The sequence below is a fragment of the Chromobacterium sp. HL1 genome (genome assembly GCF_057418835.1).
Window position 1 is genome coordinate 494,372 of the sequence record NZ_CP162399.1, and the last position, 23,804, is coordinate 518,175.

The window sequence follows — 23,804 nt, forward strand, 5'->3', positions numbered from 1 at the left end:
CGTCGCTTGGGGGCGGGTCCGAATTCAGCGCCGCAGCAAGAACAGGCCGACAAGGACCACCAGCGCGCCAACGGCCTGGGCCAGCCATGCCGACCAGTGTTTGCCCGGCTCCAGGCAGGCTTCTTCGGGATTCTGCGGGTTGTAGAACACCGGCACGGTCTTGCCCGCCGGATAGCGTTGCACGATCTCTCGCGCCTGCTCGTCGCTGCTGCCGTAGCCGGGGTTGGGGAAGCGCAGCCGCTCGGCGCGGTGGACGCCGTCGGCCACGCGGTATTCGTAGCGCACGATGGCGCGGTATTCCCGACGGTCCGAGCTGTCGCCGCCGCGCGCGTGGCGCCAGTCCACTTCGCTGGAGACGATCTTGCCGGCGACGCTGGGCCAGCCGGCGGCTTGCTGGGCCTTGGCGGACTGCTGCCAGAGATAGGCGGAAACGGCCACGCCGATGGCGATGACCAGCAGGGCGATGACTTTTTCGCTCATGGGGCGCGGATGCCTCGGTGAATGCGCCGGCGCGGCAGCGGCAGCTTGGCCCGCAGCCGGTACAGCAGCGCCCAGCCGAACAGCGCGCTCAGCGCCGCCAGGATGAATTTGGCGCTGCCGATATCGCTGTCGCCGCCCTTGATCAGCACGGATTCGGCGGGGCTGCGCGGATTGTAGTAGACGGTGATCGCCTTGCCGGAGGGGAAGCGCCGCGTCAGATCGTCGGCGTTGCTGCGGTCGCCCGGCAGGGCGCCGTCGACGGCGAACAGCCGGTCGCTGTGGTAGACCTGGCCGCGCACCGTGTACAGGTACTGCACATGCGGCTGCCAGTACAGCTGATCGGGATGCTCGTCGCTGGACACCACCAGCATGCGGCTGCTTTCCACGTGGCCCGGCGCGTTGCGCCATTCGCGCAATTGATGGCTGGGCGTCAGCAAGACCGCGATCAAGCCCAGCAGGCTGGCGAGAAAGGCCAGCATCAGCGCGCTGACCCGGGCTTGCGGCGAGAATTTCATGATGGGCTCAGACGGCCTGGCCGGGATGCTCGAACCAGGTCAGCAGAATGGCCTGGGCCGCCACCTGGTCCAGCGCCGGCTTTTGCTTGCGGCCGCGCACGCCGGCTTCTTCCAGCATGGATTCGGCCACCACCGAGGTCAGCCTTTCGTCCACCAGCCACACCGGCAGGCCGTAGCGGCCCTTGAGCCGGTTGGCGAAGCGGCGCGCCAGCTGCGTCATCTGGTGTTCGGTGCCGTCTATGTGCATAGGCAGCCCCACCACCAGCTGCGCCGGCTGCCATTCCGCGATCAAGGCGGCGATGGCGGCGAAGCGCGCGTCGTTGATTTCCGTGTCTATGGTGATGAGCGGGTGGGGAATGCCGAGCAGGGTGTCCCCGACGGCGACGCCGATGCGGCGCTCGCCGAAATCGAATGCCAAAGCACAACCTTCAGGCATGGCCGACATCCGTGGACAAGAGCGAGGGATCGAAGCCCAGCAGCGCCATCGCGGCGTCGTAGCGTTCTTCGCAGGGCAGGCCGAAGATGATGTCCGGCCGGGCCGGCACCGTCAGCCAGCCGTTGTCGGCGATCTCCTGCTCCAGCTGGCCGGCGCTCCAGCCGGAATAGCCCAGGGTGATCAGCATGCGGTCCGGCTGCTTGTGGTTTTCAGACACCGCGATCAACACGTCCTTGGACGTGGTCAGCGCGATGTCGTCGGTGACCAGCAGGCTGGACTGCCAATTGCCCACCGGCATGTGCAGCACGAAACCCCGGTCCGGCTGAACCGGTCCGCCGAAGTAGACCGGCTCGGCGCGCAGCGAGTCGCCGTCCAGCGGCAGATCGATCTGATCGAACAACTGCGCCATGGCGATGCCGGAAGGCTTGTTGACGATCAGGCCCATGGCGCCGTGCTCGCCGTGCTCGCAGACGAAGACCAGCGAGCGCGAGAACAGCGGGTCCGCCATATTGGGCATGGCGATCAAGAATTGATTGGACAACGATAGCGGTTCCATGCGGCCATTATGGCATAAGTCGGCGGGCCGGGTAGATGCGGCTGCGCGACGCGCAACAGGTCCGCGCGCGACGCGCGGCGAAGGCGGGCAACTGCTAAAATGCCGATTTTCGCCCAGCCATTGCGAGGACATTTTGCGTCTCACCCACATCAAGCTTGCCGGTTTCAAGTCATTCGTCGATCCCACCAGCATTGCCGTGCCCGGCCAACTGGTGGCGGTGATCGGCCCCAATGGCTGCGGCAAGTCCAATGTGATAGACGCGGTGCGCTGGGTATTGGGCGAATCCTCGGCCAAGCAGCTGCGCGGCGAATCGATGCAGGACGTGATCTTCAACGGTTCGTCCACGCGCAAGCCGGTCAGCCGCGCCTCGGTGGAACTGGTGTTCGACAACGGCGACGGCGCGCTCACCGGCGCCTGGGGCCAGTACGCGGAAGTGTCGATCAAGCGGGTGCTGACCCGCCAGGGCGAATCCAGCTACTTCATCAACAACCAGCAAGTGCGCCGCCGCGACATCACCGATCTGTTCCTGGGCACCGGCGTGGGCGCGCGCGGCTACGCGGTGATCGAGCAGGGCATGATCTCCCGCATCATCGAAGCGCGGCCGGAAGAACTGCGCGCCTATCTGGAAGAAGCCGCCGGCGTGTCCAAGTATAAGGAGCGCCGCCGCGAGACCGAACACCGCATCGCCGACACCCGCGCCAATCTGGAGCGCATCGCCGATTTGCAGCAGGAATTGGAGCGCCAGGTGGAGCGCCTGTCCGAGCAGGCCGAAGTGGCTGCCCAGTATCAAGATCTGCGCGGCGCGCTGACCCACAAGCAAAACCTGCTGGCGCTGGCGCGGCGCGAAGAGGCCGCGCGCAACGAGGCGGCGGCGCGCGCGGAGCTGGCGCGCATCGAAACCGAGGAAGCGGCGCTGGAAGCGGCGGTCACTCATCTGGAAGCCGAGTCCGAAACCGTGCGCGAAAGCCATTTCGCCGCCAGCGACGAAGTGCACGAGGCGCAACAGCATTTGTTCGAAGCCAATGCCCAACTGGCGCGGCTGGAAGAGGCTCAGCGCCATCGCGAGCAGAACCGCGCCCGAGTGGACCGTGAGCTGGGCAGTGTGCGCACCGAGCGCCAGGTGCTGGCCGAAAGCCGCGGCCAGGTGAAGGCCGAACTGGACGATTGGCTGCCGCGGCGGGAAGAAGCGCAGATGCGGCTGGAAGAGGCGCAGATGACGCTGGAGGACGGCGCCGACGAACTGCCCACCGCCGAGGCGGAATACCGCGCCATCGAACAACAATTGAACGGATTGACCGCGCAGCAGGCCAAGCTCGGCCGCGATCGCGACCTGGCGCGCCAGAACGGCGAGCATCAGCGCCGCAACCTGGAACAACTGTCCGGCCGGGAAGACGCATTGCGGCGCGAGCTGAGCGATCTGAACCTGCCGGACCAAGAGAAGCAACAAGCCGCCGCCGCCGAAGCGGAACGCGCGCGCGGCGCGCTGGAAACGGTGCGCAGCCGGCTGGTGGCCGATGAGGCCAAGCAGGCGGACCTGGCGGCCGAGCGGGAAAAACTGGACGAACAACTGGCCGGGCTGCGCAGCGAACAGGCGCGGGCCGAGGCCGAGGCCGCCGCGCTGGCCGGCATGCTGGCGCGCGAGGCGGCCAGCGAACAATTGGACGCCTGGCTGCAGCGCCGCGGCCTGGCCGAGGCGCCGCAGCTGTGGCAAAGCCTGCAGGTGGAGCCCAAGTGGCAGCCGGCGCTGGAGGCGGCGCTGGGCGAGCGTCTTGCCGCGCGCGCCGCCGCGCTGCAAGGAGAACCGCCGCCGGCGGCGCTGGCGCTGGCGGACGGCGCGGCGGCGCGCGATTGGCAGGCCGAGCGCCCGTGGCCGACGTTGCTGCAGCAAGTGCGCGCCGCCCAGCCCTTCCAGGCGGCCTTGCAGGACTGGCTGGCCGGCGTCTACCTGGCCGGCTCGCTGGACGAGGCCTTGGCCATGCGCGGGCAGTTGCCGGCCGGCGCCTGCCTGCTGACGCCGGAAGGCCACCGCATTTACGCCGCCAGCCTCTGCCTGCACGCCGAAGCCAGTGGCGACGGCCTGATGGCGCGCAAGGCGCTGCTGGAAGCGGCGCAGGCGCGGCTGGACGCCTTGTCGCCGGAAATCGACGCCTTGCAGCGGCGCCGCGAATCCTTGCAAAGCCGCGGCGGCATGCTGGCCGAGGCGGTGCGCGCGCAAAAGGGCGCGCTGACCCGCTTGGAAGCGGAGCTGAACGCGGCGACGCTGGAACACGTCAAGCTGGATCAGGCCGCGCGGCAGGGCGCGGCGCGGCTGGCGGCGATCGAGGCCGAGCGCGGCCGCATCGCCGAAGAGGGCGAGCTGGCGCGCCAGAGTATCGCCGAGGCCGAAATGCTGGGCGAAGAGACGGCGCTGACGCTGGAAGAACTGACGGTGCAGCTGGAAGACATGCGGGTGGACCGGCTCAACGCCGAAACCGGCTTGCAACTGGCGCGCAACAAGACCCGCGACGCCGAGCGCATGCTGCACGAGATCAAGCTGGAAATGAGCACCGCCGAGCAGAAGGTGGCGGAGCTGGCGCGGCGCGGCCGCGAACTGGACGAGCGCGACCAGCAACTGGCCGAGCGCCTGGAAACCCTGGCCGAAGAGGCCGAGGCGGTGGAGGAGGCGGTGCCGGAGGAGGCCTTGCAACTGGCCCTGGCCGAGCGGGAGCAACGCGAACATAGTCTGGGCGCGGTGCGTGACCGGCTAAACGGCCTGACCGAGAAGCTGCGCGAACTGACCCATCAACAACAGCAAGCCAACGCCGCTTTGCCGGCGCTGCGCGAAGCGCGCTCGGACTGGTTGCTCAAGCACCAGGAAGCGCGGCTGGCGATGGAGCGCTTCGCCGAAGAACTGGCCAGCGCCGGCGCCGACGAAGCCGCGCTGATGGCCGATTTGAGCGAGGCGGTGAAACCGAACGCGTTGGCCGCCGAGATCGCGCGGCTGGCGCGCGCGCTGGAAGGCCTGGGCGCGGTCAATCTGGCCGCGTTGGAAGAACTGGACGAAGCCCGGAAGCGCGGCGATTACCTGGCGGCTCAGTCCGATGACCTGAATCAGGCGATGGCCACGCTGGAGGAGGCCATCGCCAAGATAGACGGCGAAACCCGCGAAATGCTGCAAGCCACTTACGACGCGGTCAACGCCAAGATGCGCGAGTTCTTCCCCACGCTGTTCGGCGGCGGCCGCGCCGAACTGGTGCTGACTGGCGAGGACTTGCTGGACGCTGGCGTGCAGATCATCGCCCAGCCGCCGGGCAAGAAGAACAGCACCATTCACCTGCTGTCCGGCGGGGAAAAGGCGTTGACGGCGATGAGCCTGGTGTTCTCGCTGTTCTCTCTGAATCCCGCGCCGTTCTGCCTGTTGGACGAGGTGGACGCGCCGCTGGACGACGCCAATACCAGCCGCTTCTGCGATCTGGTCAAGCAGATGTCGGAGCGCACGCAGTTTCTCTATATTTCCCATAACCGGCTGACCATGGAAATGGCCGAGCAATTGGTGGGCGTCACCATGCAGGAGCAGGGCGTCAGCCGCATTGTGGCGGTGGACATCGTGGAAGCGTTGAAAATGCGGGAAACCGCCTAAGAACCTGTTTGCGATCTGCTGCGCGTCGTGAGGCGTCACACGGTGAGTACCGCTTCGAAATGCTCATGTCGCACGCGTACATTCGGCTTTCTCAGCGGTTTTGGCCTTGCCTCGCCCTCGCTGGCGAGTTTTTGAAAAAGCGCTTGGCGCAATGGCAAAGTCCGCTTGGCGTCGGCCAGGTTTTTGTTAGTCATCGTTTAAACAGGCTGGTGAGGACTATTATCGTCAGTTACAGTTTGACGGCGCGCAAACCGGGCCGCGCGCGCGGATGGCATACTGCGCAGCTTCCCGACGGCAGCGGCCGTCGGGCGATATCATTGCTGGATGAATGGGCATGACCGTAAGCATCAAGCGTTGGGAACCTGAAAACCCTATCTTCTGGCTGCGCTGCGGGCGGCGCATCGCCAATCGCAATCTCTGGCTGTCCATCCTGTCGCTGCACCTGAACTTCAATATCTGGATGATGTGGAGCATGGTGGTGGTCAACCTGCCGGCGGTGGGGTTCGCGCTCAGCAATCAGCAGCAATTCCTGCTGGTGTCTATCCCGCCGCTGGTCGGCGCCCTGATGCGGCTGCTGTACTCGTGGATCTGGAGCTGGGTGGGCGGCGGCCTGTGGCTGGGCATTTCCACCTTGCTGCTCTTGCTGCCGGCTTTGGGCGTGGCCGCGGTGGTGCAGGACATTTCTACGCCGTTTCCCATCTTGCTGCTGGTGTCCGGCCTGTGCGGCATCGGCGGCGGCGCCAGCGCCTCCCATCTGTCCAATACCAGTTTCTTCTTTCCCAAGGCGGCCAAGGGGCTGGCGATGGGGCTGAACGCGGGCTTGGGGAATTTGGGCGTGTCGGTGGCGCAACTGGCGATTCCGGTGGTCATTCTGCTGCCCTTGTTCGGCGAGGTGGGCGGGCCGCAGATCTGGGGCGTCGGCGGCGTCGTTCACCCGGTGTGGCTGCAGAACGCCGGCTATCTATGGCTGCCCTTCATCGTGGTCATCGCGCTGGCCTGCCTGTTGTACGCGCATGATCTGCCCAAGCTGCGCATCACGCCGCATGACCAGCTGGACGCGATGCGCGACCCGCACACCTGGTATATCTGCCTGCTGTACATGGGCAGCTACGGCACTTTCCTCGGCTTCGCCGCCGCCTTTCCCTTGCTGGCGCGCAATATGTTTCCTCTGGTCGACGTCACCCCTTACGCCTTCATCGGCCCCATGGTCTGCGCCTTGTCGCGGCCGCTGGGCGGCTGGATGGGCGATCACATCGGCGGCGGCATCGCCACCATGCTCAGCAACGGGGTGATGGCGCTGGCCACCGTCGGCGTCTACCTGAGCATGCCCTCCGCCGGCAACGGCGGTTCGTTCTGGTTGTTCCTCGCCATGTTCCAGCTGATCTTCTTCGCCGCGGGTGTCGGCAATGGTTCTTCCTTCCAGTTGGCGCCCAAGGTCTTTCTTTTGCAGGCCGGCCAAGGGGCCAAGGCCGCCGGCCTGGACATCGCCGAGGCCTATGCGCGCGGCGGCCGCCGCGGCGCGTCGGCGATGAACGTCAGCTCGGTGATGGCGGCCTTCGGCGGTTTCGTGATTCCCAAATCCTTCGGCAGCGCGCTGGCCGCCTTCGGCAGCTTCCTGCCGGCCTTCGGCATGTTCTTTGTGTTTTATCTGGTGTCCATGCTGGTGGCCTGGTGGCAATACAGCCGGCCGGGCAGCCGGATGCGCTGCTGAGGCGAGCGATGCGCGCGCGGCCTGGATGGGCTTGGGCCTTGCTGGCATCTTTGCTGCTGCACGCCTTGTTGCTGTTTTGCTGGCGGCCGTTCGCGCCGCGGCCTTCTGCTCGCGCCGCGGTACTGACGCTAAGCCTGCCGGCGCCGCGGGCCGCCGGCGTTCCCGATGGCGTAGGGGCTAGGACGGAAGCGGCCAAAGCGTCACCGGCCCCGCGCCGCCAATCTCCGCAGTCCAAGCGCCTTCCCATTGCCAAGGCTATTGCGGCGCCGCCGGCTGCGGCCGCGCCGCGGCAGCGTCCATCGTTGCCGACGGCGCTTGGAGGCGGCTCCAGCGTCGTGGAAGGCGAGCCGGCCGGCTCGGCGTCGACGCAAAGCGCTTCCGGCGCGGCAAGGGGCGGCGGACAGGACAGCGTGGCCTTGTATCGCGCCGAATATTTGAACAATCCGCGGCCAGAATATCCGGAGCGGTCGCGGGAAAACGGCGAAGAGGGCACGGTCTTGCTGCGGGTCAGCGTTAGCGCCGCCGGCCGCGCCAGCGAGGTGACGGTGGCGGTCAGCAGCGGCTATCCGCGGCTGGACCGCGCGGCCAAGGCCGCGGTGGAAAGCTGGCGCTTTGCGCCGGCCAAGCGCAATGGCCAGGCGGTGGATTCGGTGTTGACGGTGCCGGTGCGGTTTCAGAGCCCATGAGCCGCGTGCGCGGCAGGCGCTGAAAACGCAATGGCGGCGAGGGGCGGACCGCATTGCGGGACCGCGCGCCTCGCCGCCGGGTAAAGGCGGTTACGGCAGGAGAAATCCTAAGCCGTGACTTCTTCCTGTTCTTCCAGCGCCAGGCTGAAGCCCTCGCGCAGGCGGCCCAATTCCTGGCAGAAACCGGACAGGTCGTGTTCGCCAAAGCGTTTAAAGGCGATCTGCATATAGTCGATATGAGCGGGGAAGGCCTGGTCGAACAGGCGTTCTCCGTGTTGGGTCAAGGAGACGAACACGCTGCGGCGATCGTTGGGCTGCATGGTGCGGGTAACCAGACCCTTGTCTTCCAGCCGGTCGATGACGCCGGTCAGCGTCCCTTTGGTGATCAACGTGCGGTCGGACAGCTCCTTGCAATTCATGCCTTTGCTGTGGCCCAGCGTGGCGACCACGTCGAATTGCGGCGGAGTCAGGCCCAGCTGACGAATGTGCTGGCTGGCAAACTGTTCGAATGCCTGGTAGGTGCGCGCCAGCTCGTGGACCACCGGAAGGAAACTGGCTTGAGAAGTGTTTTTCATCGATCTATCCCTTGCTTTCCTAAGCAGTGTTTAAGACGATTTGGAATCATTCATTTGCATGAACACGAAATATTCTGGCACGAGATATTTCAGAGCGCCCCTGTCAGAAATGTCATCTACCGGACCTTATGGGCCTGAAAATGACGTTCCGCTTCCATTTGGCTCGCTTGCGGCGGGCCTGACTCGCGGCGCCGAACTGCCGACTGGGGCGGTTCGACGCGGTCCGATGGAACCAGCAGGGGCGATTCGGCATCCAATTCAGGTTGCGAACCCGGTTTGAAGCACCAAATTGCCCGCATCAGCTATCGCCTCGGCTTGATTTAGGCTGGCGGCAAGGCATTTACGGCTAAATTGCCGCCAAATGGTGCGCAAGCTGAGGCTTTCGTTATAATAACCGTGGTCTATCGCCGTTCTCGACTGGCCGAAACGCCAGATTCGAACGGTTTTGTTGCCGAATACTTAAAGGGAGGCTGTCGGCCTGGCTATTGCCGAAAGACGCCGCATCGCGCATTGAAAGATGCGCCGGCGCGCGGCGAGGGAGCTGCCGACGGCTTCGATTATTCGCCTTAATGCGGACTGGCTGATGAGCGAATTACAGATTGGTGTGTTGATACTGGGCGGCGCGGTGATCGCCCTGGTTTACGGATTCAATGCTTTCCAGGAATGGCGTTTTCGCAAGAAGACTCGCCAGGCCTTCACGCGCGGCCACGACGACGTGTTGCTGGATGTGCCCAAGAACAATGTGCGCGACGGCGTGAAGCAGGACAGGATGGAACCGGTGCTGGTGGACGCCGCGCCGGAGCCGGACGATTACGCCGCCGCTTATTTCGAGCCGCACATCCCCGCGGAGCCGGCGCGAGCCGAGACCGAACGCCCGCGCGAAGCGGTTTTCGACGCGGTGCCGGTGGTGGAGGAAGAGGAGGACATCCCGCAGATGGACTCCGCCGATCACCAGGCGCTGGTGGTGGCGATGCTGGATCCGTCGCTGGACTTCATCGCCGAAGTGGTGTTCCACGCGCCGCACGAGCTGGCGGCGATTCCGCGCTTCAACGTGGGCAAGCGCACACAGTTGATCGGCCGCACCGAAAAAGGCCTGTGGAAGCCGGCCGAGGCCTTGCCCGGCACCCGTTACAAGCAGATCAACGTCAGCATGCAGATGGTGGACCGCAGCGGCGCGGTGACCGAACAGGAACTGGCCGGCTTCTGCCAGCAGGTGTCGCGCTTCGCCGAGGAGCACGACGCCGCGGTCAGTTTCCCGCAGCGCCAGCAGAAGCTGGTGGCGGCGCGCGAACTGGACCGCTTCTGCGCCGATGTGGACGTGCTGATCGGCATCAACATCGTGCCGCAGGGGCCGATAGAAGGCACGCGTCTGCGCAGCTTCGCCGAGGCCGCCGGCCTGCAGCTGGAGCCGGACGGCGCCTTCCACTATCTGGCGGACTCCGGCAATACCCTGTATTCGCTGATGGCGGCGGACCAGATGCCGTTCACCTTCCACACCTTGCTGGACAAGTCCTTCCCGGCGCTGACGCTGTTGTTCGACGTGCCGCGCGTGGCCGGCGGCGTCGAGGTGTTCGACCGCGCCGTTTACTTCGCGCGCCAGCTGGCGCAGGAGTTCGACGCCCAATTGGTGGACGACAACCGCCGTCCGCTGTCCGACGCCGGCCTGACCCGCATCCGCGACCAGCTGCTGCACATCTACGGCAGCATGGACGACCGCGGCATCGCTCCCGGCAGCGTGGCCGCTTTGAGACTGTTTGCCTGAAACCGGCGGGAAGCCCTGGTGTCGCCTTGCTGTCCAGCCGCTACACTGGGGTGATAAGCCCGCTCGATAATCCTCCGTTTCCAAGGCCGGCGCCACGCCGGCTTTTTCTGTTTGAGTCCGACTGAACATGACCGCCCAAACTCCGCAACAGCGCGTAGCCGAACTGCATCAACTGCTGAACCGCTACGGCCACGAATACTATGTGCTGGACACCCCCACCGTGCCGGACGCCGAATACGACCGCCTGTTCCGCGAGCTGCAACAACTGGAACAGGAGCATCCGGAACTGGCGAGCTCGGATTCGCCCACCCGCCGCGTCGGCGGCGTGCCGTTGGACGAATTCCAGCAAGTGACCCACAGCGTGCCCATGCTGTCGCTGTCCAACGCGTTTTCCGATATGCAGCTGAGCGAGCGGGAGCAGCGCCATGAAGAGCTGCTGCAGTTCGACGAGCGGGTGCGCAAAGGGCTGGATGTTGCCGAGGTGGAGTACGCGACCGAGCCCAAGTTCGACGGCCTGGCGATCTCCCTGCTTTATCGCGACGGCGTGCTGGTTCAGGCGGCCACCCGCGGCGACGGCGTGACCGGCGAGAACGTCACCGAGAACATCCGCACGGTGCGCGCGATTCCGCTGCGGCTGCCGGCCGGCGCGGCCACGCCCGGCCTGCTGGAAGTGCGCGGCGAAGTGCTGATGCTGAAGCAGGATTTCGACAAGCTCAACCGCGAGCAGGCGGCGCGCGGCGACAAGACCTTCGCCAATCCGCGCAACGCCGCCGCCGGCAGCTTGCGTCAATTGGATTCGCGCATTACCGCTCAGCGCCGGCTGTCCTTCTTCGCCTACGCCATCGCCCAGGTGGAGGGCGCGGACTGGCCGGCCAGCCACAGCGGGGAAATGGCCTGGTTGCGGGCGCTGGGTTTCCCTGTGGTGGCCGAGGACCTGCGGCCGGTGGTGCGCGGCGTGGATGGCTTGATCGCCTATTACGAACAAGTACAGCAGCGCCGCCCCGGCCTGCCTTTCGATATCGACGGCGTGGTGTACAAAGTCAATCAGCGCGCCTTGCAGGACGAGCTGGGCTTTGTGTCGCGCGCGCCGCGCTGGGCCATTGCCCACAAATTCCCGGCCGAGGAGGCCTTGACCCAGGTCGAGGCGATCGAGGAGCAGGTGGGCCGCACCGGCGCCATCACCCCGGTGGCGCGGCTGAAGCCGGTGTTCGTCGGCGGCGTCACCGTCACCAACGCCACCTTGCACAATGAGGACGAGGCGAGGCGCAAAGACGTGCGCGTGGGCGACACCGTGATCGTGCGCCGCGCCGGCGACGTGATTCCGGAAGTGGTGTCGGTGGTGATGGAGCGCCGGCCGATGCAGCCGGCCGCGGATGGCGGCTTGTTCGACGAACCGCAATACCCGGCCTACCGGCTGCCCGGCGCCTGTCCGGTATGCGGCAGCCACGTGGTGCGCGAAGAGGGCGAGGCGGTGGCGCGCTGCTCCGGCGGCCTGTCCTGCCGCGCGCAGCGCAGCCAGGCGATCCAGCATTTCGCCGGCCGCCGGATGATGGACATCGACGGTCTGGGCGAACGCTATATCGACAAGCTGGTGGAGTACGACTATGTGCGCGGCGTGGCCGATCTGTACCGGCTGACGCTGGAAGACTTGCTGGAAATGAAGCGCCGCGCCGACGAGGACGAGGACGCGACCCCGGAAACCGTCAAGGCCGGCAAGGTGGCGAGCAAATGGGCGGAAAACCTGATCGAGGCGATTGCCGCCAGCCGGCGGCCGCCGCTGGCGCGGCTGCTGTTCGCGCTGGGCATCCGCCATGTCGGCGAATCCACCGCCAAGACCCTGGCCGATTGGCTGGGGACGATGGCCTTGATCCGTCGTTCCCCGGCGGCCTTGTTCGCCGCGCTGCCGGACATCGGCGGCGTGGTGGCGGAATCGCTGGCGGACTTCTTCGCCGAAGCCAATAACGAAGCCGCGCTGGACGCCTTGTTGAGCCATGTGGCGCCAGCCGACGAGCACGCGCCGTCGCCGCGCCTGGCCGAGCGTCTTCAGCCGGCCGTGTTGCTGGCGCGGCTGGACATTCCGCGTCTGACCGAGGTGCGCAGCCAACAGTTGGCGGCGCAGATAGACGGCCTGGCCGCGCTGGCCGGGCGCGAACGGCGCGCGCTGCTGGATCTGGAATTGCCGGCCGAGGTGATCAACGCGCTGGCCGACTGGCTGGACCTGCCGGGCAAGCGAGACAGCCTGCGCGCGCTCGCCGCCCTGGTCGACGAGATGCTGGCGGCGCTGCCGGCGCAAGCGGCGGCGGCCGGCGTGCTGGAAGGCAAGACCCTGGTGTTGACCGGCACCTTGCCGACGCTGAGCCGCGACCAGGCCAAGGAATTGATAGAAGCCGCCGGCGGCAAGGTGTCCGGCAGCGTGTCCAAGAAAACCCATTACGTGGTGGCGGGGGCGGAGGCCGGCAGCAAGCTGGCCAAGGCGGAAGAGCTGGGCGTGGCGATTCTGGACGAGGCCGGCTTGCAAGCCTTGCTGGCCGGAGAGTGACTTAAGAGCCTGTAGCCTCGGCGGCAAATGTTTTTTGCCACGGAAGCACACGGAAAAACACGGACCAAACCAGAGGCTGCTGTTATTTTCGTGGATTTCGTGGCTAAAGGGTTTGCCTTCCATGCCCTTCCGTGCGCTTCCGTGGCTAAATCGGTTGGCAGGAATTTAAGAAGGAACGGAACAGATGACGGCGGACCAAGCTTTCGAACAAGGCAATAGATTGGCGGCGGAGGGCCGCTGGCGCGAGGCGGAGCAGGCGTTTGATCAATGTCTGAGGCGGAACGCCAAGGATTGGCAGGCGCTGGCCAACCGCGCCAACGCCCGTCTGCGCCAGGGCGACAGCGCGCGCGCGCTGGACGACTACCTGGCCGCCGCCGCGCTCAATCCGCAGTCGGTCAACATCAAGTGCAATCTGGCGGTGCTGCTCAAGGAACTGGGCGAACTGGAACTGGCGGAAGCGCTGCTGCGCGAGGCCCTGGGGGCGGAACCCGAGCATGTCGACGCCTGGAGCAATCTGGGCGTGGTCTTGCAACATCGTCTGCAATACCAGGAGGCCATCGCCTGCCATTTGCGCGCCATCGAGCTGGCCGGCGCGAGCCCGGCGCGCTGCAACAACCTGGGCTACGCCTGCACCTGCGCCTTGCTGCTGGACGACGCCATCGCCGTGTTGCAAGGCGGTTTGGAGCTGGACCCGAACGACGCCAATCTGCGCTTCAGCTTATCCATCGCGCTATTGCTGGCCGGCCGCTACGCCGAGGCCTGGCCGTATTACGAGGCGCGTTGGGACGCCATCCTGCAGCCGCGTCACCGCGAACGGCGCTGGCAGGGCCAGGCGCTGGACGCGTCCGCCTTGCTGCTGTGGGCGGAACAGGGCCTGGGCGACAGCCTGCAGATGGCGCGCTTCCTGCCGCGGCTGCGGGCCGAACATCCGCGGGCGCGCCTGCTGCTGGCCTGCCCCAAAACCTTTCATCGCCTGTTCGCCCAATTCGACGGCGTGGAATTGCTGGAGCCGGAGGCCGCGCCGGCTTTCGATTGGCAACTGCCGCTGATGTCCTTGCCCGGCGCGCTGGGCGTGACGCTGGACAATCTGTCCGGCCAGCCTTATCTGAGCGCGGTGCCGGCGGCCGCGGTCCCGGCGCACGGCGGCGGCCGGCCGCGCGTCGGCGTGGTGTGGGAGAGCGGGCAATGGGGCGTGGGCAAGGCCGATCACTGGCGCCGCCATAAATCCGTGCCGCCGGAGGACTTCGCCGCTTTGTGCCGGCTGCCCGGCATTGATTTCGTGTCCTTGCAGCCGGGAACGACGCCTTCGGCTTTGCAAGGTTTGTTGAGCACGCCGGCCTTGAACGATTTCGCCGACACCGCCGCCTGGGTGGCGGAGCTGGATCTGGTGATCACCGTCGATACCGCTGTAGCTCATCTGGCCGGCGCGATGGGCAAGCCGGTCTGGGTGTTGATGCGCGCGGAAAGCGCGCCCTTCTTCCTGGCCGCCGGCGAGCGCGCGCCGTGGTACGACTCGATGCGGGTCTGGCGCCAGGCCGAGGCCGGCGTCTGGGGGCCGGTGCTGGAAGGCGCGGCGCAGGCGCTGGCTCAGCGTTTTGCCGCCGCTTTGTGAGGCGGGACTTTCACCAGCGGGCCGCGGCGCGGTAGAATGCGCGGCTGTCAACGCTTGTTAACGAGAATGGGCATGAAAAAAATCACGAAAGCGGTCTTCCCCGTCGCCGGGCTGGGCACTCGCTTCCTGCCGGCCACCAAGGCCAGCCCCAAGGAAATGCTGCCGGTGGTGGACAAGCCGCTGATCCAGTATGCGGTGGAAGAGGCGATCGCCGCCGGCATGACCGAGCTGATTTTCATCACCGGCCGCAACAAGCGTTCGATCGAAGACCATTTCGACAAGGCTTACGAGCTGGAAACCGAACTGGAAAACAAGAACAAGCAGAAGCTGCTGGAAACCGTGCAGGGCATCATCCCGCCGTCGGTGTCCTGCATCTTCATCCGTCAGACCGAGGCGCTGGGCCTGGGCCACGCCGTGCTGTGCGCGCGGCCGGTGGTGGGCGACGCGCCGTTCGCGGTGATCCTGGCCGACGACCTGATCGAAGGCGCGCCGGGCGCGATGGAACAAATGGTCAAGCTGTTCGACGAAACCCACACCTCGGTGCTGGGGGTGGAAACCGTGGCGCCGGAGGAGACCGGCTCTTACGGCATCGTCAAGGTGGCGCCGGACGCGCGCGGCCATCAGCAGGTGGAACACATCGTGGAGAAGCCGCGCCCGGAAGCGGCGCCGTCCAATCTGGCGGTGGTGGGCCGTTACATCCTGACCCCGCGCATCTTCGACAAGCTGGTCAACACCACGGCCGGCGCCGGCGGCGAAATCCAGCTGACCGACGGCATCGCGGCGCTGATGAAGGACGAGCCGGTGTTGGCGCTGCCGTTCAAGGGCGTGCGTTACGACTGCGGCTCCAAGCTGGGCTATCTTAAAGCCACGGTCAATTACGGCTTGCAGCATCACGAGGTGGGCGCCGAGTTCGCCGCCTATCTGCGCTCGCTGGCCAAGAACTAATCGTTTTTTCAATCACGCCGCTTGCTTCAAAGCGGCGTTTGCGTGTGTGAATCAAGGAGTCATCATGCCCAATATTGCCGAGGCCCGTGGCCTGATCAACAGCTCCGACGTGCTGTTTACCGCCGAGGAAGTCAGCGCGGCCGTTGACCGCATGGCGGTGGAAATCACCGAGGAACTGGGCGAAACCTATCCGCTGGTCTTGTCCGTGATGGGCGGTGCCGTGGTGTTTACCGGTCAGCTGCTGCCGCGCCTGGCTTTCCCGCTGGACTTCGACTACGTTCACGTGTCCCGCTACGGCGACAAGACCCAGGGCGGCGAACTGGTATGGAAACAGGCCCCCAAGGAAGACGTGCGCGACCGCGTGGTGCTGGTGCTGGACGACATCTTGGACGAAGGCCACACCATGGCGGCGATCCGCGACAAAGTGATGGCCATGGGCGCCAAGGCCTTCTACAGCGGCGTGTTCGCCAACAAGCTGATCAGCAAGGAAAAACCGATGCTGGCTGACTTCGTCGGCCTGGACGTGCCGGACCGCTACGTGTTCGGCTACGGCATGGACGTGCGCGGCGCCTGGCGCAATCTGCCGGCTATCTACGCGCTGAAATAAGCGCGGCCAGATCGCGAAAAACCCCCGGCTCGCGTCAGCAAGCCGGGGGTTTTTATTTTTGGACCTAGTCTAAGAACGTGTTTCCGATCTCGCGAGCTAAGGCGAGACAAGGCGAAAACGGGCGAAAAAGCGGAATGTACAAGTGGTACATGAGCATTTCGAAGCCAGTTTCAACGCCCTTTACCTATCCATCCCGCCGACGCGCAGCAGACTATGAACAGGCTCTCAGGCGCCGGCCGCCAGCGCCGCGGGCTTCTGCGCCTGCGCCAAGGCGGCGTTGACCTGCCAGTCGTTGCCGTTGCGCTGCAAACGCACCGGCCAGCGGTAGACCGCCAGCAGCCGTTCCGGCGTCAGCACCTGCTCCGGCGCGCCGGCCACCACCAGCCGGCCCTGTTCCAGCAAGGCCACGTGGTCGGCGTAGCTGGCCGCCAGCGCCAGATCGTGTAAGACCTGCACCACGGTGCGGCCCTGGCGCGACAATTCCAGCAGCAGTTGCTGCAAGCGGTGCTGGTGACGCAAGTCCAGGTGATTGGTGGGCTCGTCCAGCAGCAGCACCGGCGCCTGCTGCGCCAAGGCGCGGGCGATGGCCGCGCGCTGGCGCTCGCCGCCGGACAGCTGGTCCAGCCGCTTGTCGGCGTAATCGTCCAGCTCCACCGTGCCCAAGGCGTCCGCCACCGCGCTCTTGTCCTCCACCCGCGGCTGCGAGAAGGCGCCGAGGTAGGGCACGCGGCCCAGCATCACGAATTCGCGCACCGTCAGCGGAATCCCGGACGGGATGTGTTGCGGCACCCAGGCGATGCGGCGCGCGCGCACCGCCGGCTCCATGCGGCCGACGCATTGCCCGGCCAGGCGCACCGCGCCGGCGCCGGGCGTGTTCAAACCGGCCAGCAGCCGCATCAGCGTGGTCTTGCCGGCGCCGTTGGGGCCCAGCAGCGCGCTGACCCGGCCGGTGGGCAAGTCCAGGTTGATGTCGTCCAGAATCCGCTTGCCGCCGATGTCGTAGGCCAGCTGGCGCACGCACAGGGTAGTGGTATCAGCCATTGATCAGACTCCTTTGTTGCCGCCGGAACAGCCATACGAAGAATGGCGGTCCGGCGAAGGCCGCCATTAAGCCCACCGGCAGATCGATGGGCCAGGCGATGGTGCGCGCCAGCGTGTCCACCGCCAGCAGGAATAAGGCGCCGGCCCAGGCCGACAGCAGGATCAGCCGGCGACGGCAGCCGCCCAGCAGCAGCGCCAGCGCGTTGGGAATCATCATGCCGACAAAGCCGATCACCCCGGACAGCGCCACCGCGCCGCCGGTGGCCAGCGCCGCGCCGACGGCGGTGAGCCGGCGGGTGCGGCGCACATCGATGCCCAGCGAGCGGGCGGCGTCCTCGCCCAGCAGCAGGCAGTCCAGATCGCGGCCCACGGCGATCAGGATCAGCAAGCCCAGGCCGGCCACGCCCAGGCAGGCCAGCAGCCGTTCCGACGAGGCCGACGACAGATTGCCGGCCAGCCAGCTGGTGGCGGCGCGCAGGGTCAGGTCGTCGGACATGAAAATCATCAGGCTGGTGATGGCGCCGCAGAAGGCGCCCACCACCAGGCCCATCAGCAGCAGGCCGGCCAGGCCGCCGCGTACCAGCCGCGACAGCAATAGAATCAGCCAGGTGGCCAGCAGGCCGCCGCCGAAGGCGGCCAGCGGCAAGGACAGGCCGGCGGCGCCGATGGCCAGCATGCTGACCACGGCCAGCGCCGCGCCGCTGGACGTGCCGATCAGGCCGGGGTCGGCCAGCGGATTGCGAAACAACGCTTGCAAGGCCGCGCCGCTGGCGGCCAGCGCCGCGCCCACGCCCAACGCCGCGGCGATGCGCGGCAGCCGCAGCTGGGTCAGCAGCGGATCGCTGAAGTCCGGCCAGGCGAGGCCGCTGCCGCCGCTGGACAAGGCCAGCAGCGGCAGCAGCAGGCTGGCGGCGATCAGGCCCAGCAGTAGCCAGCGGCCGCGATTGGGCGCGGCGGCTTCCATGCTCAGCGCGCTCACATCTTCACCATCTGCTCGACCACCGCCGGGCTGTTCAGTCCCACCATCATCGCGTCCTTGGCTGGCAACAGGTAGATGCGGCCCTGCTTGCCGGCCGGCGTGGAGGCGATTTCCGGCCGTTTGGAGAAGGCCTCCTTGCCGCCGTGCACCGCGCCGGTGTGGCTGCCCAGAATGATCACGTCCGGTTGCAGGCTTTGCCAGGCGTCGCGCGCCATCGGCTTGAAGCCGGACAGCTGGCTGGCGACGTTGACGCCGCCGGCGGCGCGGATCAGGGTATCGGCGGCGGTGTCGCGGCCGGCCACCAGCTGACCGTCGTAGCTGACCAGATAGCGCACGCCGCGCGCCGGGCGCGGCGTCATCTCGCGCTGCCAGCGGCTGGCCAGTTGCTGGGCGTTGGCGTCGCGGCCCAAGAGCTGTCCCACTTTGCGGATCGCGTCGGCGAAGTCCGCGCCGTCCTCGCGGCGCGTCACTTCCTCGGCGCGCACCTGCAATTGGCGCAGCTGGGTCCACACCGTCGGCGGTTGCGCCTCGGCGCTGCCCAGCACCAGGGTGGGCTTGAGCCGGGCGATGGTTTCAGCGTTCAGCGCGCGGGAAAAGCCCACCACCTGGGCCTGAGCCAGCGCCGGCGACTTGCTGGAGCGGTCGCGGCCGACGACTTCCTTGCCGGCGTCCAGCGCGACCACGATGTCGGCGATGTCAGGGGTCATCACCACGATGCGTTGCGCCGCCCAGGCGGGCAGCGCGGCGGCCAGGCCCAGCAGGGCGGCGAAGGCGAATTTAGGCGACATCGGCGCGCTCCAGTGCCGGCAGCTCGCCCAGCAGCTTGATCCATTCCACGCGTTCCGCCTGGCCCGGCTTGCGCTCGCCGAAGAAAGTGGCCAGCGACAAGCCCTTGTCGTCGAACAGTTCCAGCGAGGTCACCACGCCGTGATCGCCCGGCTTGCGGGTGACCCAGGCTTCTGCGATCAGGTCGGTGCGCAGATGCAGGTTGAAGTGCGGGTCCAGCACATTGAGCCAGTTGCCGACGATCTGCACATTGCGCACCGGACCGGTGTGAATCTGGATCATGCCGCGGTTGCCGGCGAACACCATGATGGGGGCTTCGATATGGGCGGCGCGGCGCAGCAGCTGCTCCACCGCTTCCGGCAGCACGCGCCAGGCCTGGCCTTCCGGCGCCAGGCGGAAGCCCTGCTGGCGGGACACGCCCCAGCGGCGCAGGAAGGGATGGAAGGCGTGCACGTCCTGCAGGCTCTGCCATTCCTGCTGGAAGCCGGCCTTGTCGATGGCCTCGTCGTCCAGCTCCTTCGCTTCGGCTTCCTGCGGGTCTATGCTCAGCGCGGCCTTGGGCGCGGAGAAGGTCTCCACCAGGCGCTGGTAGGCGGCCGCATCGCTATTGGCGGTCAGATAGATCTTGTGCACCGCCTCGCCGAAACGGTCGAAGAACTGCAAGCTGCGCTGCTCGCCGCGCGCGCCGGCCGTGGTGACGGCGAAGGCGTGCTGCCAATGGAACAGGAAGATGCGCAGGTCGATGACCGGGTTGATGGCCAGGCCGATCTTGCCGTCGATCTGCACATTGCGGTAATCGCCGGTGGTTTCGTGCACGCAGGCGTGATTGCGCGTCAGCGCCATCACCGGGCCCAACTGGGCGATCTGGCCCAGGATGTCGTTCCAATGCGGTTGCAGGGCCTGGCTGGCCGGGTCCGCGGCCACCAGTTCGGCCTCGCTGACACCCAGGGCGTCGGCGGCGTCGCGCACGCGCAGTTTCGGCTGGCTGGCTTTCAGGATTTGATAACGATCCCACAGCTGGCTGAAGTCGGTCATGTTTGGATTCTCCTTGGAACGATCAAAAACGGGCGCCCGCCAAGGGGCGGGCGCTCGCGGTTAGAAGGTGTATTCGACGCTGGCGCTGAGGTTGCGGCCAGGCTGGGTGAACAGGTCCAGCGTGCGGTCGCTGCTGGTCTTGCCGCGCACATCGGCGGCTTTCCAGTATTTCTGGTCGAAGACGTTGAACACGCCGGCGCGCAGCGTGGTGTTCTTGGCCGGCTTCCAGTAAGCGGTCAGGTCCAGCACGGCGTAGCCCGGAGCCTTGAACGGCGGCGAGGTCTGGCTGCTGCCCTGTTGCGCGACATTGGGCAGGCGGTCGTTGGCGCTGGCCAATTTCAGCAAGGCTTCTCCGCCGAAGCTGGCCTGGTCGTAGCGCAGGCCCAGCGTGGCGTTGAGCGGGGTGATGCTGGCCAAGGGTTCGTTCTTCTGCTTGTTCTGGCCATGGGTGTAGGCGATGGACGCCATCGCGCGCCAGCTCGGCGCGAAGCGCCAGGCGGCGCGGCCTTCCACGCCCTTGATCTCGACTTCGCCGATGTTCTGGTACTGATAGGCGGACAGGCCGTTGATCATGCCGATGTCGGCCAGATCGATGAAGTCCTTGTAGCGGTTGGCATAGGCGGTGACGCCGAAATCAAAGCTGTCCCACTGGCCTTTCAGGCCCAGCTCCACGCCGCGGCTGCTTTCGGACTTGAGATTGGGGTTGGGCAGCACTTGATAGCGCTGAATCGGGTTGGTGAACGCCATATTGGCGTCGTCGAACGGCGGCGCGCGGAAGCCGGAGGAGAACTGCAGGAAGCCGGTGTAGTGATCGGCGAACGGCAGGCTCAGGCCCAGCTTGGGCGAGAAGGCGCTGTCCTTGAAGGTGGGCACCTGATAGTTGTTGGGGTTGCCGTTGGCGAAAGCCTGATCCGGCTGCGGCGTCATCTTGTAGTGATCCCAGCGCAGCGACGGCGAGGCTACCAGGCCGTTGCCGAACTTGATCTCGTCCTGGACAAACAGGCCGATGCGCTCGGAGCGGCTGTCGGGGAAGGTCTTGTTGGGGTAGGTTTCGCCGCCGACGATATTGCTGGTGCTGCCGTTCGGGTTGTACTGGGTCTTGGTGCGCGGACGGCTGGTGTCGGTGCGGCTCAAGTCCGCGCCCCACAAGAGCTGGTGTTCGGCGGAGAGCGCCTGGAAGTTGTGTTCGGCTTCCAGGGTCAGGCCGTAACTATCCTGCTTGAAGCCGTAGTCGGACAAGATGCGCAGGCCGTTGCTGCGCCATTCGGTATTGGTGTCGGCGTTGTCCAGCTTCTGATAATAGGCTTTCACCGCCAGCCGGTCGAAGGCGCCCAGCTGCTTGCCTTCCCAGGCCAGCGACGCGCGGTCGCGCTGGGTGCGGTCTTTGGCCTGGTTGTCGGTAAGGGCGTAAGTGGTCCGGGGCACCGGCCCCAGCGAGTTCAGCAACGCGCTGTCGGTATCGCGTCGATAGTGCTCCAGCGTCAGTTCCAGCCGCTGGTTGGCGGCCGGCTTGAAGCCCAGCTTGGCCAGCACATTGTCGCTGTCCCAGCTTTGCGGATTCGGTTTGGTGCGCAGCGTGCTGCTGCTGTCGTTATTGCCCTGGTTGTCGGTTTCATGGCCGTTGCGATGGGTGTAGAGCAGCATCAGATCGGCGCGCTCGCCCTTGACGCCCACGCCGGCGCTGCTGCCCCAGCCATTGTTGGCGGTGCCGCCAAAGCCCTTGACGCTGCCGCCCACGCCTTGTTCTTCCGGCACGAAGTCGTCCACGGTCTTGGTGCGGTAGCCCACCACGCCGCCGATGGCGTCGGAGCCGTACAGGCTGGAAGTGGGGCCCTTGACGATGTCGATGGCGCGCAGGGTTTCCAGTTCCACGTAATCGCGGCCGGAAACGGCTCCGTTATTGCTGCCGCCGCCGGCATAGGATTCCGGCAGGCGGATGCCGTCGATCAGCATCAGGATGCGGTTGCCGTCGATGCCGCGGATGGTGTAGCCGGCGTTGCCGCGGCGCGCCGGATCGGTGGCCACTTCCACGCCGGGCTCGTATTTGACCGCGTCGGCGATGTCGCGCACCAGTTGATCGTCCAGTTTGTGACGCGAGATCACGCTGGCGTTGGGCGCGGTTTCCGCCAGCGGTTTGCTGCTGCGGTGGGCGGTGACCTGAACGGTCTCCAGTTCCGCCGGCGTCGCCGCCAGCGCGGGCCAGGCGGCGGCCAGGCTCAGAACCAAGGGGGTGGCGCGAAATAAGGCCATGGAAACTCCAAACTTCCTAAGGTTGGGTGCTTCCGCTGGCTGGCTAGTCTTGGCTGGCTTGCGGTGTGTGTGGTCAGAGACCTATTTGATTAGGATGAGCTTGCCGTTGCGTGTGAGTTGCAAGCGATACATTTCGCCCTGATGCTCGATCAGGATTTCTCTGCCTTTGGCGAACAGCTCGCAGCTGCGCAGCACCGGCGACAGGTTGGCTGCGCTGGCCCCGTTGCCAAGTTTGGCCGCGTTTTGGGCATGCATGAATTTATCCATAGCCAAATGGTAACGATTCTCATTATCGAGTTCAACCAAGGAATGTGATTATTACGCATGAAAAGTGCCAAATTGTGGCGGGATGGTCACAAATAGCCTGGTTGCCGTGCTACAGGCTAGGGATAATGGCGGTTTTTGCGCGGAGAGGCGGATGGAACTGAACGCTTTGATCAAGCCCTTGCCTTGCCCGGCGGGCGCGCCGCAGGCCTTGCGGCTGTACCGCGTGCGGCTGGATGTGGATTGGCCGGTGGACGAGGCGCTGCTGGCGGGCTTGAGTCAGGACGAGCGCAAGCGCTGCCTGCGCTATCTGCGCACCATCAACCAGTTGCAGTTCGCCTTGACTCGCTTGGCCTTGCGGCGGCTGCTGGCGCAAGAAACCGGCCTGACGCCGGACGCGCTGACGTTTGAGCTGGGCGCCCATGGGAAACCCGTCTTGAGCCTGGCCGGCGCGCCGGTCTTCAATGTGTCTCACTCCGGCGCTTACGCGTTGATCGCCATCGCGCGCGGCGGGCAGGTGGGGGTGGACATCGAAACGGTGCAAGCCATGCGCGACGTGCCGGCGCTGGCGGAGCAGACCTTGCTGCCGGGGGAGCTGGAACTATGCGGACACGGGCGGGACGTGGCGGCTTTCTTCCAGTTGTGGACCATCAAGGAGGCGGTGCTGAAAGCCTGGGGCGTGGGCATTGCTCAGCACCTGTCCGCGTTCGAGGCCTTGGAACTGACGGATAAGGAACTGCCGTTGCGGATTGCCGCGCCCGAACGCTGGCCGGCGACAAGAGCCTGGGCGCTGGAGGCGCCGGACGGGTATAAGGCGACCTTGGCTTGGGCAGAGCGCTAAGAACCTGTTTACGATCTGCTGCGCGTCGGCGGGATGGATAGAAAGGGGCGTTGAAAACAAACTCAAAATGCTCATGCACCGTATGTGCACTCCGCTTTTTCGCTTGTTTTCGCCTTGTCACGCCCTTGCTCGCGAGACTTTGAGCAGGCTCTGAAGCTGTTCACGATCTGTTGCGCCTTGTGGAGCTTTACTCGGTGAGTGCGCCTTGGCCCGCGAGGCTTGGGTTCCCAGGCGCAAGCGGAGGAGGGGTTATGGGTTTGCGTGAGAATGGTCTTGCGCGAATTAATGCAAACCAGGTGGCTATTGTAGATGGCTTGCGCGGCAAGCCGTTTGTCTTTGTGGTGTGGTTTGCGCGGACGACAAAAAACCCGTCATGTCGCCATGACGGGCTTTTGCTAATGCTGGCGTCCCCACGGGGAATCGAACCCCGGCTACCGCCGTGAAAGGGCGGTGTTCTAACCGCTAAACTATAGGGACTTAAATTGTGGCGCACCCGGAGCGATTCGAACGCCCGACCCTCTGGTTCGTAGCCAGATACTCTATCCAACTGAGCTACGGGTGCTAG

At 65.9% G+C, this 23,804-nt stretch carries 20 protein-coding genes and 2 tRNA genes; 9 read left to right on the forward strand and 13 right to left on the reverse strand.

Annotated elements, in window-relative coordinates:
* Window positions 1-24: 24 nt before the first annotated feature.
* Genes AB1Z25_RS02375 through AB1Z25_RS02390 form a run of 4 tightly spaced genes read right to left on the reverse strand, consistent with a single transcriptional unit; the run spans window position 25 to window position 1,987 of the window.
* On the reverse strand, window positions 25-480 hold the full coding sequence (locus AB1Z25_RS02375) for a DUF3592 domain-containing protein (RefSeq protein WP_107798059.1): 456 nt from the start codon (window positions 478-480) through the stop codon (window positions 25-27).
* On the reverse strand, window positions 477-995 hold the full coding sequence (locus AB1Z25_RS02380; RefSeq protein ID WP_107798060.1) for a DUF3592 domain-containing protein: 519 nt from the start codon (window positions 993-995) through the stop codon (window positions 477-479). The genes AB1Z25_RS02375 and AB1Z25_RS02380 overlap by 4 nt, the downstream gene beginning before the upstream one ends.
* 7 nt (window positions 996-1,002) lie before the next feature.
* Window positions 1,003-1,440: a Holliday junction resolvase RuvX gene (gene ruvX / locus AB1Z25_RS02385; protein WP_107798061.1), complete on the reverse strand. Its 438-nt coding sequence runs from the start codon at window positions 1,438-1,440 to the stop codon at window positions 1,003-1,005.
* Window positions 1,424-1,987, reverse strand: coding sequence for a YqgE/AlgH family protein (locus tag AB1Z25_RS02390; protein WP_107798062.1), 564 nt, complete (start codon window positions 1,985-1,987; stop codon window positions 1,424-1,426). Before AB1Z25_RS02390 ends, ruvX begins: the two co-directional genes overlap by 17 nt.
* Here AB1Z25_RS02390 and smc point away from each other — a divergent pair.
* From smc to AB1Z25_RS02405, 3 genes are all read left to right on the forward strand, one after another.
* Window positions 1,986-5,606 (forward strand): chromosome segregation protein SMC, encoded by a 3,621-nt coding sequence (gene smc, locus AB1Z25_RS02395; RefSeq protein ID WP_486636499.1) that lies wholly within the window; start codon window positions 1,986-1,988, stop codon window positions 5,604-5,606. The two genes, AB1Z25_RS02390 and smc, sit on opposite strands and share 2 nt — an antisense overlap.
* A gap of 334 nt (window positions 5,607-5,940) precedes the next feature.
* A complete protein-coding gene (locus AB1Z25_RS02400; RefSeq protein WP_486636500.1) occupies window positions 5,941-7,317 on the forward strand; it encodes an MFS transporter in 1,377 nt (458 codons plus the stop codon).
* Window positions 7,318-7,619: 302 nt separating this feature from the next.
* On the forward strand, window positions 7,620-8,003 hold the full coding sequence (locus AB1Z25_RS02405) for an energy transducer TonB (RefSeq protein WP_486636501.1): 384 nt from the start codon (window positions 7,620-7,622) through the stop codon (window positions 8,001-8,003).
* A gap of 107 nt (window positions 8,004-8,110) precedes the next feature.
* Here the strand turns inward: AB1Z25_RS02405 and AB1Z25_RS02410 are convergent, their stop codons facing one another.
* Complete coding sequence (locus AB1Z25_RS02410) at window positions 8,111-8,578, reverse strand: MarR family winged helix-turn-helix transcriptional regulator (RefSeq protein ID WP_019103187.1); 468 nt, start codon at window positions 8,576-8,578, stop codon at window positions 8,111-8,113.
* A gap of 583 nt (window positions 8,579-9,161) precedes the next feature.
* Between AB1Z25_RS02410 and AB1Z25_RS02415 the strand changes: the two genes are divergently transcribed.
* The 5 genes from AB1Z25_RS02415 (at window position 9,162) to AB1Z25_RS02435 (ending at window position 16,043) form a co-directional block, all read left to right on the forward strand.
* Window positions 9,162-10,340 carry a cell division protein ZipA C-terminal FtsZ-binding domain-containing protein gene (locus AB1Z25_RS02415; protein ID WP_227106779.1) on the forward strand — a complete coding sequence of 393 codons (1,179 nt, stop codon included), beginning with the start codon at window positions 9,162-9,164 and terminating at the stop codon, window positions 10,338-10,340.
* A gap of 127 nt (window positions 10,341-10,467) precedes the next feature.
* A complete protein-coding gene (gene ligA, locus AB1Z25_RS02420) occupies window positions 10,468-12,879 on the forward strand; it encodes an NAD-dependent DNA ligase LigA (protein ID WP_486636502.1) in 2,412 nt (803 codons plus the stop codon).
* A gap of 184 nt (window positions 12,880-13,063) precedes the next feature.
* Window positions 13,064-14,491, forward strand: coding sequence for a tetratricopeptide repeat protein (locus AB1Z25_RS02425; RefSeq protein WP_486636503.1), 1,428 nt, complete (start codon window positions 13,064-13,066; stop codon window positions 14,489-14,491).
* Between the two features lie 72 nt (window positions 14,492-14,563).
* A complete protein-coding gene (galU, locus tag AB1Z25_RS02430; RefSeq protein ID WP_107801619.1) occupies window positions 14,564-15,436 on the forward strand; it encodes a UTP--glucose-1-phosphate uridylyltransferase GalU in 873 nt (290 codons plus the stop codon).
* Between the two features lie 64 nt (window positions 15,437-15,500).
* Complete coding sequence (locus AB1Z25_RS02435; RefSeq protein ID WP_019103182.1) at window positions 15,501-16,043, forward strand: hypoxanthine-guanine phosphoribosyltransferase; 543 nt, start codon at window positions 15,501-15,503, stop codon at window positions 16,041-16,043.
* A 225-nt stretch (window positions 16,044-16,268) separates the two neighbouring features.
* Here the strand turns inward: AB1Z25_RS02435 and AB1Z25_RS02440 are convergent, their stop codons facing one another.
* The 6 genes from AB1Z25_RS02440 to hemP all read right to left on the reverse strand — a co-directional run bounded on the left by AB1Z25_RS02440 (window position 16,269) and on the right by hemP (window position 22,389).
* Entirely contained in the window at window positions 16,269-17,084 is an 816-nt protein-coding gene (locus AB1Z25_RS02440) for an ABC transporter ATP-binding protein (RefSeq protein ID WP_227106785.1), read from the reverse strand.
* Window positions 17,077-18,063 (reverse strand): FecCD family ABC transporter permease, encoded by a 987-nt coding sequence (locus AB1Z25_RS02445; RefSeq protein ID WP_233246639.1) that lies wholly within the window; start codon window positions 18,061-18,063, stop codon window positions 17,077-17,079. Before AB1Z25_RS02445 ends, AB1Z25_RS02440 begins: the two co-directional genes overlap by 8 nt.
* Window positions 18,060-18,851, reverse strand: coding sequence for a heme/hemin ABC transporter substrate-binding protein (locus AB1Z25_RS02450; protein ID WP_107798070.1), 792 nt, complete (start codon window positions 18,849-18,851; stop codon window positions 18,060-18,062). Before AB1Z25_RS02450 ends, AB1Z25_RS02445 begins: the two co-directional genes overlap by 4 nt.
* On the reverse strand, window positions 18,841-19,884 hold the full coding sequence (locus AB1Z25_RS02455) for a hemin-degrading factor (RefSeq protein WP_107798071.1): 1,044 nt from the start codon (window positions 19,882-19,884) through the stop codon (window positions 18,841-18,843). Before AB1Z25_RS02455 ends, AB1Z25_RS02450 begins: the two co-directional genes overlap by 11 nt.
* 60 nt (window positions 19,885-19,944) lie before the next feature.
* Entirely contained in the window at window positions 19,945-22,134 is a 2,190-nt protein-coding gene (locus AB1Z25_RS02460) for a TonB-dependent hemoglobin/transferrin/lactoferrin family receptor (protein WP_486636504.1), read from the reverse strand.
* Between the two features lie 81 nt (window positions 22,135-22,215).
* Entirely contained in the window at window positions 22,216-22,389 is a 174-nt protein-coding gene (gene hemP, locus AB1Z25_RS02465; protein WP_107801622.1) for a hemin uptake protein HemP, read from the reverse strand.
* 163 nt (window positions 22,390-22,552) lie between these two features.
* On the opposite strand from hemP, the gene AB1Z25_RS02470 reads away from it, so the two are divergent.
* Window positions 22,553-23,239 carry a 4'-phosphopantetheinyl transferase family protein gene (locus AB1Z25_RS02470; RefSeq protein ID WP_227106792.1) on the forward strand — a complete coding sequence of 229 codons (687 nt, stop codon included), beginning with the start codon at window positions 22,553-22,555 and terminating at the stop codon, window positions 23,237-23,239.
* Window positions 23,240-23,641: 402 nt separating this feature from the next.
* On the opposite strand, the gene AB1Z25_RS02475 is transcribed toward AB1Z25_RS02470, so the two are convergent.
* Together AB1Z25_RS02475 and AB1Z25_RS02480 are read right to left on the reverse strand one after the other, a co-directional pair.
* Window positions 23,642-23,716, reverse strand: a tRNA-Glu gene (locus AB1Z25_RS02475).
* Between the two features lie 8 nt (window positions 23,717-23,724).
* Window positions 23,725-23,801: transfer RNA gene (locus AB1Z25_RS02480), tRNA-Arg, on the reverse strand.
* Window positions 23,802-23,804 lie beyond the last annotated feature (3 nt).